This is a genomic window from Kribbella sp. NPDC003557, from assembly GCF_040610805.1.
GTDB lineage: Bacteria > Actinomycetota > Actinomycetes > Propionibacteriales > Kribbellaceae > Kribbella.
On record NZ_JBEXMY010000003.1, the window covers coordinates 342352 to 355109 of the forward strand.

The 12758-nt window shown below is 69.3% G+C and carries 10 protein-coding genes; 4 read left to right on the forward strand and 6 right to left on the reverse strand.

What is annotated here, in order from left to right:
• Entirely contained in the window at positions 1–915 is a 915-nt protein-coding gene (locus tag ABZW60_RS13495; protein WP_355476469.1) for a type II secretion system F family protein, read from the forward strand.
• Between the two features lie 7 nt (positions 916–922).
• Positions 923–1567 (forward strand): isoprenylcysteine carboxylmethyltransferase family protein, encoded by a 645-nt coding sequence (locus ABZW60_RS13500; protein WP_355476471.1) that lies wholly within the window; start codon positions 923–925, stop codon positions 1565–1567.
• Positions 1568–1571: 4 nt separating this feature from the next.
• Here the strand turns inward: ABZW60_RS13500 and ABZW60_RS13505 are convergent, their stop codons facing one another.
• Genes ABZW60_RS13505 through ABZW60_RS13515 form a run of 3 tightly spaced genes read right to left on the reverse strand, consistent with a single transcriptional unit; the run spans position 1572 to position 5406 of the window.
• A complete protein-coding gene (locus tag ABZW60_RS13505) occupies positions 1572–3338 on the reverse strand; it encodes a helix-turn-helix domain-containing protein (protein ID WP_355476473.1) in 1767 nt (588 codons plus the stop codon).
• Positions 3339–3342: 4 nt separating this feature from the next.
• Positions 3343–4650: an MFS transporter gene (locus ABZW60_RS13510; protein WP_355476474.1), complete on the reverse strand. Its 1308-nt coding sequence runs from the start codon at positions 4648–4650 to the stop codon at positions 3343–3345.
• A gap of 18 nt (positions 4651–4668) precedes the next feature.
• Entirely contained in the window at positions 4669–5406 is a 738-nt protein-coding gene (locus tag ABZW60_RS13515) for a 3-hydroxybutyrate dehydrogenase (protein ID WP_355476476.1), read from the reverse strand.
• A gap of 146 nt (positions 5407–5552) precedes the next feature.
• On the opposite strand from ABZW60_RS13515, the gene ABZW60_RS13520 reads away from it, so the two are divergent.
• The gene (locus tag ABZW60_RS13520) at positions 5553–7808 is read left to right on the forward strand and encodes an FdhF/YdeP family oxidoreductase (protein ID WP_355476478.1); all 2256 of its coding nucleotides are present in this window, start codon (positions 5553–5555) and stop codon (positions 7806–7808) included.
• Here the strand turns inward: ABZW60_RS13520 and ABZW60_RS13525 are convergent.
• Positions 7783–8949, reverse strand: a complete 1167-nt coding sequence (locus ABZW60_RS13525) for an MFS transporter (protein WP_355476480.1) — start codon at positions 8947–8949, stop codon at positions 7783–7785. The two genes, ABZW60_RS13520 and ABZW60_RS13525, sit on opposite strands and share 26 nt — an antisense overlap.
• Positions 8950–9056: 107 nt before the next feature.
• Between ABZW60_RS13525 and ABZW60_RS13530 the strand changes: the two genes are divergently transcribed.
• Entirely contained in the window at positions 9057–9614 is a 558-nt protein-coding gene (locus ABZW60_RS13530; RefSeq protein WP_355476482.1) for a CGNR zinc finger domain-containing protein, read from the forward strand.
• Between the two features lie 16 nt (positions 9615–9630).
• On the opposite strand, the gene ABZW60_RS13535 is transcribed toward ABZW60_RS13530, so the two are convergent.
• On the reverse strand, positions 9631–10299 hold the full coding sequence (locus tag ABZW60_RS13535) for a uridine kinase (RefSeq protein ID WP_355476484.1): 669 nt from the start codon (positions 10297–10299) through the stop codon (positions 9631–9633).
• A 69-nt stretch (positions 10300–10368) separates the two neighbouring features.
• On the reverse strand, positions 10369–12573 hold the full coding sequence (locus ABZW60_RS13540) for an MMPL family transporter (protein ID WP_355476485.1): 2205 nt from the start codon (positions 12571–12573) through the stop codon (positions 10369–10371).
• Positions 12574–12758: the final 185 nt, after the last annotated feature.

Sequence of the window (12758 nt, forward strand, 5' to 3'; positions counted from 1 at the left end):
ATGACTGCAACTGTGATCCTGATCGGCGGACTGGCCGCTCTCTGTCTCGCCATCGTTCTGGCCGTCGTCGGCGTCGCCGCGCGGCCCGCTCAGGGCGGCGTGGCCAAGGCGCTGGCCACGATCGAAACTCACTACACGCAGCACCCCCAGCTCGAGATCGAAGCCGACCGTGATCCGTTCGCGGCGTTGCCGGGTTGGCTCCGGAGCTTGGCAGTGCGGCTGTCCCCCTCGGGGATCACCGCGACGCTTCGGCGCCGGCTCGACCTGGCAGGCAACCCGTCCGCGTGGACGCCGGACAGGATCCTTGCTGCGAAGGGCCTCGGGCTGTTCGTCCTCGGCGGGCTCGGCGCGCTGTACGGTCTGCGTGCAGTCGGGCTGCTCATTGTCGCCACGGCCCTCGCCGGTGCTGCCGGATTCTTCCTCCCCGACGTTCTGCTGTACAACGCTGGAGTCAAGCGCCAGGAGAAGCTCCAGCGGGCCCTGCCCGATGCCCTCGACATGCTCACCGTCTGCGTCGAGGCCGGCCTCGGGTTCGACGCGGCGCTGGCCCAGGTCGCGCGCAACACCACGGGGCCGTTGGCGGCGGAGTTCTCGCGCGTTCTGCAGGAGATGCAGATCGGCAAGTCCCGCTCGCAGGCGCTGCGCTCGCTGACGGATCGGACGACGGTGCCGGAGTTGCGGTCGTTCGTCTCGGCGCTCGTCCAGGCCGGCGAACTCGGCATCACGATCGCCGACGTGCTGCGCGAACAGGCCCGCGAGATGCGGCTGCGACGCAGGCAGCGCGCGGAGGAGAAGGCGCAGAAGGTGCCGGTGAAGATCCTCTTCCCGCTCGTCTTCTGTCTGTTCCCGTCGATGTTCATCGTCATCATCGGGCCGGGCATGATCAGCATCGCCCACCTGCTGTTCGGGAAGTAGGCCGATGATGACTGTTCTCGAGCGGAGGCTGGACTTCGGCCGCCTGATCATGGTGCCGTGCGCCACACTGATGCTGGTGGTTGACACCATCGCCCTGACGCACACCAGCGGCAGTGGACTCGCGGGTTCGCTGCGGTGGACCGGCAGCGCCCTGGTCGCGGCGTTCTACGCGCTGATCATCTGGGCCTACGTACGGCGGGGGCCTGCGAAGGCCACCAGCCCTTCCGCCTTTGCACACATTGCCGCGGTTACTGGAACCCTGATTCCATTCGTCTTTCCGCTGCTGCACGGCGGGGACGCCAGTGCGAGGAGAGAACTGATTGCGGACGTCCTGTTGGTCAGCGGCACCGCATGGTCGGTCTGGTCGCTGCGCAGCTTGGGGAAGAACCTGTCGGTCCTTGCCCAAGCCCGCTCTGTCGTCGAGCACGGCCCCTACCGATGGGTCCGGCACCCGCTGTACAGCGGTGAGATCCTCTGCTGTCTGGGCCTCGCCATCGCTGCAGGCACGGTGGCGGCTGCCGGGGTCTGGATCACGCTGGTCGGTCTGCAGGTCTACCGCGCCCGACGCGAGGAACAGATCCTCGTCGGCACCTTGCCGACCTACGCCGGATACCGAACCCGAACCGCAGCCTTGTTCCCAGGCCTGTTCTGAGGGCTCAGCCCAGGGCGGTGTGGAGGCGGAGGGCTACCTGGATGTCGAGGGCTTGGTCCGGGGACTGCCAGCCGTCGCCCAGGAGGGCGGTGACGCGGTCTAGGCGTTGCTGGACTGTGTTGGGGTGGATGTGGAGTGAGGTGGCGGCGCGGGTCGGGCTCTGGCCGGCGGCGAAGTAGGCGTGCAGGGTGCCGATGAGGTCGGTGCCTCGCTGGTCGTCGTAGTCCAGGACCTTGCCGAGCACGTGGTGCACGTGGGTGCGCAGGTCGACCTCAGACGCGCCGACGAGGCCTGCGACGCCCAGGTCGTCAGGCGTGGATGACTCGCTGGTGCGTCCTAGTCGCAGCATCGTGGCGACCAGACGGGACGCCTGCCGGTGTGCTTCGACCAGGGGCTCTCCCCAGGTCGCAGGGCCTGTGACAGCGACGGTCACGCCGGCGCGTTTCGCGACCTCGGCCAACTCGCGTGCGACGGCTGCAGCACTGGTACGGGCGAACAGCAGCACCAAGTCCCCGCCGTACGGGCCGGCCAGCACCAGCCGGTCTTCCAGCGGCGCGGACAGCCGAGCCCGTACGGCGGTGTGGTCGCCGCGGCAGACTGCGACGACCAGGCGGTCGTGTCGGTGGTTCGGCGCCAGTAAGCGGAGTCGATCGGTGAGAGCGCGCGGGTCGGCGCTCCCGCTGAGTACGTCGGCCAGCAGATCCGCCTGTGCACGTTGGGATTGCTCAGCCGCCTGCCGACGGAAGAGCAGGACCAGTGCGGTGACAACGGCAGCACGCTCGACAATGCGCTGGTCTGCACCCGACAGGTGGTCCGCGCCGCCGATGACGAGCGCACCGAGCCGTTCGCCCTTGGCGGTAGCCGCTACGACCCAGCAGTCACCGATGCGGGTCAACCGACCGGACTCCGAGTCCTGCCACGGCACCGGCGTACTGGGGACGCTGCCGGCGACGGCCAGCTCGTTGCCGCTGGCATCGACCAGTACGACCCACATGTCGAGCAGCTCGGCCAGTGCGGCGGCGATCGCGTCCACATCCCCGCCGGACAAGACGATCTCGGCGAAACGGTCATGCGCCGCGGCCGCGTGCTCCACACCGGCGTGTGCGGCAGACAGTTGATCCAGCGCCGCAGCAGTCTCGGCTGCCGCGCGTACCTGGAGCAGTGTCACCGCAGCCAGCGCGGCCAGGGATCCGAGCAGCGACACCTCGTCGTGGCTGAAGGGGCGCCGGGTGCGGTTGGAGGCGAACAACACGCCCACGAAGGCCCCGTCGACGATCAGCGGGGTTCCGCAGATCGCCACCAGTCCTTCGTCGCCGACCGCGTGGTCGATCGCGGTGGTGTGCCGGAACCGCTGGTCGGACGGGTAGTCGGCGGTCCAGTACGGCTTGTAGGTCTCGGCGACCAGACCGCCGAGTCCCGCGCCGAGCGGGAGCCGGACCTGCTGGAACTCCGCCGAGACGGACCCGTCGGTGGCGCGCATGTACGTGTCCCCGCGGGACGGGTCGTACAGGGTCAGGTAAGCGACGTCCACGCCGAGCAGGCTGCGCGTCCGGTGCACGATGGTGCCGAGGACGTCGCCAGGGTCGCGGGCCGAGGCGAGCTCGCGCGCCACGTCGACCAGGGTCGAGAGCTCGGCCTCCCGCTTCTTGCTGGCGTCCATGCCGGCCCGGATGCGCAGGGCGAGGTCGCGTACCACCGCGTCCTCGCCCGCCGCCCGGGCCAGCTCGCTGCCGGGCGCATCCTCGGCCAGCAGCCGCAGAAGCTCCTCCATGGTCCTACAGCGTAGTGAGGTCCCGGCGGCGCGTTTCGGAGTACGACGTCACCGCGACGACCGAGATCACCGCACACGCTGCGACGTACACGGCGATCGCATAGCCCGAGTCGTACGCCTTGAGCAGTGCGACCGCGATGAACGGCGCCAGGCCGCCCGCGATGATCGACGCGAGCTGGTAGCCGACAGAGACGCCGGAGTAGCGCACCCGTGTCCCGAACAGCTCGGTGAAGAACGCGGCCTGCGGTCCGTACATCGCACCGTGCAGAACCAGACCGACCGTCACCGCAAGTGTCGCCAGGGCGAAGTTCTTCGTGTCCACCAGTGCGACGAAGACGAACGCCCAGATCCCGACACCGACCGCACCGATCAGGTACACGGGCCGCCGGCCGATCCGGTCCGACAGCGCACCCCACAGCGGAATCGCGAAGAAGTGCACGGCCGCGGCGATCAGTACGGCGTTCAGCGCGAACGACTTGCCCATCCCCAGGTGTTCCTTGGCGTACGTCGCGATCACGATCGTGAAGATGTAGTAGCTGACGTTCTCCGCCATCCGCGCACCCATCGCGGTCAGCACCTCGCGCGGGTACTTCGTGATCACCTCGAAGAACGGCAGCTTCTCCGCCGGCCGTTCCTTGGCCCGGGCCTGCGCCTGCTGGAAGACCGGCGACTCCTCGATCCGCAGCCGGACCCACAGCCCCACCAGGACCAGCACTGCGGACAGCAGGAACGGAATGCGCCAGCCCCACGAGTCGAAGGCAGCCTCGGACTGGAACACGGCCAGCCCCGCCAGTACGCCGTTCGCGATCAACTGACCCGCCGGAGCACCGGCCTGCGGCCAGGACGCCCAGAAGCCGCGCCGCTCCGGGTCACCGTGCTCCGACACGATCAGTACAGCACCGCCCCACTCACCGCCCAGTGCGAAGCCCTGGATGAGTCGCAGCACCGTGAGCAGGACCGGAGCCAGCGCACCGACCTGTGCGTACGTCGGCAGCAGGCCGATCGCGAAGGTGGCGATCCCCATCATCAGCAGCGACAGCACCAGCAGCTGCTTGCGGCCGAGCCGGTCACCGAAGTGCCCGAACACCACACCGCCGATCGGGCGGGCGAAGAAGCCGACCGCGAACGTCGCGAAGCTCAGCAGCGTCCCGGTGAGCTCCTCCCCCTTCGGGAAGAACAGGTCGCCGAACACGACCGAGGCTGCGACCCCGTAGAGGAAGAAGTCGTACCACTCCACCGTCGTACCGACGAGACTCGCGCCGACCACCCGGACGATCGACGGACGTGTCTGGGTTGGTTGTGTTGCCGTCATGGGCGGGCTCCTGAGTTGTTAGTGGGCGGTCCAGCCGCCGTCGAGTACGAACGAGCTCCCCGTGATGGAGGCGGACGCGGGACCGCACAGCACGGCCACCAGCTCCGCCACTTCGGCCGGTTCGATCAGCCGCTTCACCGCGACCGGCTCGAGCAGGACCTTGTCCAGCACCTCCGACTCGGACAGGCCGTGGGTCGCGGCCTGGTCCGCCAGCTGTGCGGTGACCAGCGGAGTCCGGACGTACGCCGGGTTCACGCAGTTGCTGGTCACTCCGTGCGCCGCACCCTCCAGTGCGACGACCTTGCTGAGTCCTTCCAGCCCGTGCTTCGCAGCGACGTACGCCGCCTTGAACGGGCTGGCCCTGAGTCCATGGACCGAGCTGATGTTCACCACGCGGCCCCAGCCGGCGCCGTACATGTGTGGGAGCGTCTGCCGGATCAGCCGGAACGGGGCCTCCAGCATGAGCCGGAGCAGGTAGCTGAACCGTTCCGGCGGGAACTGCTCCACCGGTGCGACCTGCTGGACCCCGGCGTTGTTCACCAGGATGTCCACGTCCGTCGGCAGCTCCGACAGCCGGTCCAGCTCGGACAGATCGGCGACGACCGTCTCCATACCGTCCCGGCCGTCCAGCGCGTCCAGACCTGCCTGGTCGAAGTCGACGGCGACTACGTGGACGCCGTCCGCGGCCAGACGCTGGGCGCACGCGGCGCCGATACCGGACGCGGCTCCGGTGACGAGGGCTCGACGGGTCTCCATGGGCGACGACTGTAGGAATCCCGGGTCCCGCCGGGTATGGGATGGGACCACATATCCGCAGACCCGGCGGTAGGTCGAGCGCCCACTTATCCACAACCCCGGCTATCAAAGCGGCGCGTCACGATAGGTGGACCTATTGTTGAATCATGGTCGATATCGAACAGCCGAAGAAGAAGGCCGCCGGCGTCCCCGCGGTCCTGTCGTCGTTCAAGTTCGGCCTTCGCGAGATGGGCCCGGCGCGGACCGGCAAGGTCTTCCTGAAGATGAACCAGGACGGCGGGTTCGACTGCCCGTCCTGCGCCTGGCCGGACCCCGACCACAAGCGCAAACACGCGGCCGAGTTCTGCGAGAACGGCGCCAAGGCGGTGGCCTGGGAGGCGACCCGCAAGCGGGTCCCGCGGGCGTTCTTCGCGGAGAACTCGGTCGACGACCTGCAGCGGATCTCCGAGTTCGACCTCGGCAAGCTCGGCCGGATCACCGAGCCGATGCTGCTGCGGGCCGGCGCCACGCACTACGAGCCGGTCGGCTGGGACGAGGCGTTCCAGGTCGTCGCCCGGCACCTGAAGGCCCTCGCCGACCCGAACGACGCCGTCTTCTACACCTCCGGCCGGACCAGCAACGAGGCCGCGTTCCTGTACCAGCTGTTCGTGCGCGCCTACGGTACGAACAATCTGCCCGACTGCTCCAACATGTGCCACGAGTCGTCGGGCACGGCGCTGTCCAAGGTGATCGGGAGCGGCAAGGGCGCGGTCACGCTCGAGATGCTCGAGGAGTCCGAGCTGATCGTGATCGTCGGCCAGAACCCGGGAACCAACGCGCCCCGGATGCTCAGCCACCTGGAGATCGCGAAGCGCAACGGCGGTTCGATCGTCTCGGTGAACCCGCTGCCCGAGCCGGGGCTGATGAACTTCATGAACCCGCAGCGCCCCCGCGGCTGGGTCGGCAAGGGGACCGAGCTCGCCGACCAGCACCTGCAGATCCGGATCGGTGGCGACCAGGCCTTGTTCCTGGCCCTCGGGCACCTGCTGCTCGAGGCCGAGGCTGCCGCCCCGGGTACGGTGCTGGACAAGGCGTTCGTCGAGTCGCACACCAGCGGCTTCGAGCTGTACGCGAAGCACAACGCCGAGCTCGACTGGGACGCGGTCGAACTCGCGACCGGGCTGCGCCGGACCGAGATCGAGGAGCTGGCCCAGCGGTTCATCCGCTCGAAGGCGACGGTGATCTGCTGGGCGATGGGCCTGACACAGCACCGCGAGGCGGTCGCGACGATCAGCGAGATCGTCAACGTGCTGCTCCTCCAGGGCAATATCGGCAAGCCCGGCGCGGGCCCGTGCCCGGTGCGTGGCCACTCGAACGTCCAGGGCGACCGCAGCATGGGCATCTGGGAGAAGATGCCGGACGCGTTCCTGGACCGGCTCGACCACGAGTTCGCGTTCACCGCGCCGCGAGAGCACGGCGTCGACGCGGCCGCGACCGTGAAACGCCTGCGGGACGGCGACGTCCGCGTGTTCTTCGCGATGGGCGGCAACTTCGCCATGGCGACCCCGGACACCGAGGTCGTGCACCGCGGGCTGCGCGAGTGCGACCTCACCGTCCACGTCTCGACCAAGCTCAACCGGTCGCACACGGTCACCGGCCGCGAGGCGCTGATCCTGCCCACACTCGGCCGCACGGACCACGACCACACGCCGGCCGGCCCGCAATCAGTGACGGTCGAGGACTCACAGGGCGCAGTACACCTGTCCACCGGCAACCTGGTTCCCCCGGCGCCGGAGCTGAAGTCCGAGATCGGCATCGTGTGCGCGTTGGCGCAACACGTCGTACCCGACGTGGGACAGATCCCGTGGGCCGACTTCGCCGACGACTACAGCCTGATCCGGCAGCGGATCGGGCGGGTGGCCGACGGGTACGAGGACTTCGAGAATCGGCTCCGCGCGAACGAGGGCGGCTTCCTGCTCGCGCACGCGGCGCGGGACAAGCGGGAGTTCCGGACGTCCGACGCGCGGGCGCAGTTCACCGCGAACGACCTGACCTGGTTGCCGACCGAGCCCGGCCGGCTGCTGCTGCAGACCTTGCGCAGCCATGACCAGTTCAACACCACGATCTACGGCCTCGAAGACCGGTACCGCGGTGTCCACGGGACGCGCGAGGTCGTGTTCGTGAACCCGGACGACCTGACCGAGCTCGGTCTCGAGGACGGTCAGTACGTCGACATCGTCAGCGAGTTCCGGGGCGTCGAGCGGCGCGCCGCGCACTTCCGGCTGGTGGCGTACCCGACGGCCCGTGGCTGCGTCGCGGCGTACTACCCGGAGACCAACGTGCTCATGTCCGCCGACGACCTCGCGAAGGGCAGCAACACCCCGGTGGCGAAGGGTCTCACGGTCCGGCTAGTCGCTTCCTGAACCACGGCTGGAGGACGGCGAGGGCGGCGGCGACCGCGGCGGTGGTGAGCCAGAGCCCCGCCGGGCCCGCGGTCTCGAGGAGCCGGGTCACGGTGATCGGCGCGATCGTGGTCGCGATGCCCCAGCTCAGGCCGAAGATCGCGAGGTAGCGGCCGCGGGCCCGCTCGGGTGCGAGGCCGGACGCCTGCGTGAGGTACCGGGTGAGGAGGAACAGTTCGCCGAGGCTCCACAGGACCGCGGCGAGCAGGAAGACCGCGAGGTTGTGGGCCAGCGCGACGACCACCAGGCCGACGCCGACCAGCGCGTACCCGATCGCGATCGCCCGGAAGTCGTCCAGGTGCTGCACGCGAAGCAGCCGTTGGGCCGCGATCAGGGTGACGGCCGAGACCGCGAGAATGATGCCGGTGCCCGACTCGGGCAGGCCTTGGTCGAGCAGGGTCAGCGGTACGCCGATGATCAGCTGCATGTAGATCGTCGCGAAGACCGTGCCGCCCGCGAGCAGCAGCAACAGCCGCCGGTCGCGCCAAGGCGAGGCACCTTCGTCGGGCAGGCCGTCGCGCGGATCCCGGCGTACGTCGGCGGGAAGCGCGACGGCGACCAGTGCGGCGCAGGACAGACAGGTGATCGCGTCGGCGACGAAGAGCCAGCGGAGATCCCAGTGGCTGATCGCGGCGGCGAGGAGACCAGCCAGGACGCCCGCCGCGGCCAGCGCCGCGCTGTACAGACCGTAGGCTGCCGGGCGCTCCTCGGGCTCCGTGACGTCGGCGATCATCGCCTGGCTGGGCGGCTCATAGATCTCGAACGCCAGGCCGAGCAGGATCGTCGCCAGAACGGCGGACCACAACGCGTGGCTGAGCGCGATCCACAGCTGGGAGAGCGCACATCCGGTCAGGCCGAGCACGATCGTGCGGCGGCGGCCGAGACGGTCGGCCAGCTGACCGCCGAGCAGCCGCGACGGGAGCGTCGCGGCCCCGAAGACCGCCAAGATGAGGCCGATCTGGCTCAGCGACGCCTTGAACTCGACCGACAGCACCACGCCGAGGAACGGCAGCGTGAACGCCCCGATCCGGTTCACCGCCCGGGCGACGACCAGGATCCACACCGCGCGGGAGAGCCCACGGGCCGCGACGACAGTACTCACCTCAAGCCTCCATGACTGTCTAAGTGGCTATGATCGGTCACGCAAGCTCGAGCCTACGGAGGTGTTGCGTGACTGGTCAAGTGTCTTTTGATAGTCATGCTCGGAATGTGCTGGCCGCGTCGGTCGAGTACGTGAACCGGCTGACGCCCGGGTACACCGGCGGCGTCCCGTACGACGCTCCCGCCGACGAGCCGGACGCGATCACGGCCGCCGTCGCCGAGGCGCTGACCACGATCGGCCATCCGCCGAAGGCCGTACCGGTCGACGACGCGCGGCGGCTGAAGCACCTGGCGGGCCGAATGCGGATCGTCTTCGAGGCCGCGAACGCCGGCGATCTGGACGCGGCGGCGGCCGAGATCAACGCGCTGCTGCTCGACACCAACGCCCGCCCGCAGCTCGACCGCGGCAAGGATCGCCCGTGGAGCCTCCACTTCCACGGCCCCGACGAACAACTCGCCAACGGCTGGGCGGCCGGCTGCGCCGCAGGCCTGGCCCTAGCCGTCGGCAGCGACCTGGCCGGCCGCCTTGGCGTGTGCGCAGCCCCTCACTGCGACCGGGTCTTCGTAGACGTATCCAAGAACGGCCAACGCCGCTTCCACTCCCCCCAATGCCAAAGCCGAGTCAAAGCCGCCACCCACCGAGCCCGCCAATCCAACGCAACCTAGGACAAGCCCAGAACAATCAGGGGCGGGTGAGGATCGGGGCGGCGGGATTCTCGTTGTCGATCACCAGGTCGGCGCATTCGGCCGGGCGCACCTGGTCGACGTACAGCTGCTCCCCCGGGATGTACCTGGTGCTGTAGCGCTGCTCGGCGGCCGCGGCGGACGACATCCACTGCTGATCGCGCTCGATCCCGCGCCGGAGCACGGTCTCGAAGCTGACGTGCACGTAGATCAGCAGATCCCAGCAACCCTGGAGCTCCGGCCGCTGCAGAAACGCACCATCCGCGACCAGCACCGCATCAGCCGCCGCAGTCCGAACCGGTACGTCGAGCACCACCGCCGCGGAACTGTCCCGAAGCCCCGAGATGTACCGCCGATCCCCACCCGGCCCGAGCGGCACCAGCAACCGCTCCCGGATCGCGTCGTAGTCGTACATCTCGAAGTAATAGCTCTCCGCCGAGTCGACCGGATACCCCGTCCGCAACTCCGGCGCCCGCTTGAAGTAGTCGATCCCGACCCGCACAACCTCCCGCCCCGTCCTCCCCCGCACCACCGCAGCCAACTCGTCCCCCAACGACGTCTTCCCCGCCGCCGAACACCCATCGATCCCGACCCGCACCGGATGCCACCGATCGACAGCCAGCACCGCATCGGCCAGTTCCCCCAGAACCTCAGCTCGGTCAGCCATGCGCGCCATCATCCATCAACGCGAGCGCCCCACCCGAACGGATTCGGATGGGGCGTCCGCCGGCCAGACTCAGCCGACGGGTGTGAGTTCGCGGTTCGGTTCGGGGGCGGGTGGGGTTTGCGGGGTGTGCTTGGGCTGTTTCGGGCGGAGCCACTTGGGGGCCCACCAGTTGGCGTCGCCGAGCAGCGTCATGATGCTGGGGAGGACGACGGCGCGGATGATCGTCGCGTCGATCAGGATCGCGACGGCGAGGCCGACGCCCAGCTGCTTCATGTCCAGGGTGCTCAGCGTGGCGAAGACCGCGAAGACGCCGATCATCACCGCTGCCGCGCTGGTCACCACGCCGGCCGAGCCGGTGATGCCCTCGGCCACCGCCTGCTTGGTGGGTACGCCGCGGAGCACCGCCTCGCGGATCCGGCTGACCACGAACACGTGGTAGTCCATCGACAGCCCGAACAGCACCACGAAGAGGAACAGCGGCAGCCAGCTGACCACGGCCCCGTTCGACCGGAAGTCCAGCAGGCCCTCGGCCCAGGTGTTCTGGAAGACCGCGGTGACGACGCCGTACGCGGCGGCCGCGCTCAGCAGGTTGAGCCCGATCGCCGTGATCGCGACCACCACCGACCGGAACGTCACCATCATCACGATCATCGTCAGCAGCAGCACGAACCCGATCACCAGCGGCAGCTTGTCCCGCGTGTGGGCCGCGTAGTCGACGTCCGCGGCCACGAACCCGCCGACCGCGTACTCGACGCCCGGCACCTTCCCGACCGTTTCCGGCATCAGTTCCTTGCGCAGCTTGGTCAGCGAGTCCCGCGCCTGGTCGCTGCCGCCCTCGTACGGCGTGGCGACCTCGAGCGTCGCGACCGTACCGTCCTTGGAGAAGCGCGGCTCCTCGAGACCGTCCGACGCGAACAGCTTGTCGTCCTTGGTCTTCTCCATCAGCTCGGCCAGCGCGGCCTTCACCGCAGGCTGCTGGTTCGCAGGCGCTCGGACGGCGACCTCGTGACTGGTGCCCGTACTGGGGAAGGCGGCGGTCAGCCGGTCGTACGCCTTCATCACCGCCGTCGTCCGGGGCAGGTCCTCCGTGCCGGGGAACTTCAGCGTCATCCCCAGGGCCGGCGACGCGACCGCGAGCAGCGCGGTGACGGCGACCAGCAGCGTGGCGATCGGGTGCTTCAGGGCCGGCTTGAGCACCGTCGGCCAGAACCGCGGCTCGCCCTTGCTCGCGGTCAGCCGCCAGACGAACGGGATCCGCGGGCGGTCCACCCAGCGCCCGAGCTTCGCCAGCACGGCCGGCAGCACGGTCAGCGAACCGACGACGGCCACCGCGACGACGAGGATCGAGCCGACCGCGAAGGACGAGAACACCGCGTCCCGCGCCAGGAACAGCCCTGCCATCGAGATGATCACCGCGGTCCCGGAGACGACGACCGCGTGACCGGACGTCGCGGCGGCGATCTCGACCGCGTCGACGTGACCGCGGCCCTTGGCGCGTTCCTCCCGTTCGCGGCGGAGGTAGAAGAGCGAATAGTCGACGCCGACCGCCATACCGATCAGCAGGATCACGCTGTTCACCGCGTCGACCGCGGGCACCAGCTGCGACGCTGCCGCGGATAAGCCGATCGCAGCGGCGACCGCGGACAGCGCGAGCAGCACCGGCACCGACGCCGCGATCAGGGCGCCGAACGCGACCAGGAGGATCGCCAGCGTCACCGGCAGGCTGAAGATCTCCGCCCGCTTGAAGTCCTTGCCCAGCGTCTCGTTGAGCGCCTTGCCAATCGACAGGCCGCCGACCTCCTCGATCCGGAGGTCGGGGTACTGCTGCTGGACCTTGGCGGTCGTGTCGAGCAGCGGCTGGACCCGGGCGTCGTCGTCCGAGCCCTCCGGCGCGTCCGTCAGCGTCACCCGGACGATGACCGCGTCGTTCTTCGGCGACGGCATCGGCTGAGCGACCTCCGCGACCCCACCGAGGGCGCGCATCTGCTGGATCACGACGCCGGCGGCCTGGTTCGCCGCGGTCCGGTCGAGCTGTCCGGACGGCGCCGTGATCAGCACGCTCTCGACGTCCGGGTCGTCGAAGTTGCCGGACTTGACGATGTCGTCCGCCCGGGTCACCTCGCCGATGTCACCCTCGTTCTTCGACTCCTTGGTCCCGGTCACGGAGCCGAGCGCGAAACAGGCGATCACGACGACAACCCACATCGCGATCGCCCGCCACGGATGGGTGGCGCTCCAGCGCGCCACCCGCACCGTGATCTGTCCCCTGGCCATACCTACCCTGCCCCTCTGCGCCCCCTCGGCGCCCCACCCAGCGCTCCCTGGCGTCGCACTGGCTACGGGCAAAAGCCTCGCTGGCAGGGACCGCCGGCGGCCATGCAGGAAACCCCCGAGGTCCCCCTGGGGCAGACCCCACCCCACCCTTTCCCGTACGCCCTACGCACCCGGTGATCGGATGT

Excerpts from the sequence above, each read along its gene's own strand:
- ABZW60_RS13495 (WP_355476469.1), top strand. The coding sequence starts at position 1 with ATGACTGCAACTGTGATCCTGATCGGCGGACTGGCCGCTCTCTGTCTC.
- ABZW60_RS13540 (WP_355476485.1), bottom strand. The coding sequence starts at position 12,573 with ATGGCCAGGGGACAGATCACGGTGCGGGTGGCGCGCTGGAGCGCCACC.
- ABZW60_RS13510 (WP_355476474.1), bottom strand. The coding sequence starts at position 4,650 with ATGACGGCAACACAACCAACCCAGACACGTCCGTCGATCGTCCGGGTG.
- ABZW60_RS13500 (WP_355476471.1), top strand. The coding sequence starts at position 923 with ATGACTGTTCTCGAGCGGAGGCTGGACTTCGGCCGCCTGATCATGGTG.
- ABZW60_RS13535 (WP_355476484.1), bottom strand. The coding sequence starts at position 10,299 with ATGGCTGACCGAGCTGAGGTTCTGGGGGAACTGGCCGATGCGGTGCTG.
- ABZW60_RS13505 (WP_355476473.1), bottom strand. The coding sequence starts at position 3,338 with ATGGAGGAGCTTCTGCGGCTGCTGGCCGAGGATGCGCCCGGCAGCGAG.
- ABZW60_RS13515 (WP_355476476.1), bottom strand. The coding sequence starts at position 5,406 with ATGGAGACCCGTCGAGCCCTCGTCACCGGAGCCGCGTCCGGTATCGGC.
- ABZW60_RS13520 (WP_355476478.1), top strand. The coding sequence starts at position 5,553 with ATGGTCGATATCGAACAGCCGAAGAAGAAGGCCGCCGGCGTCCCCGCG.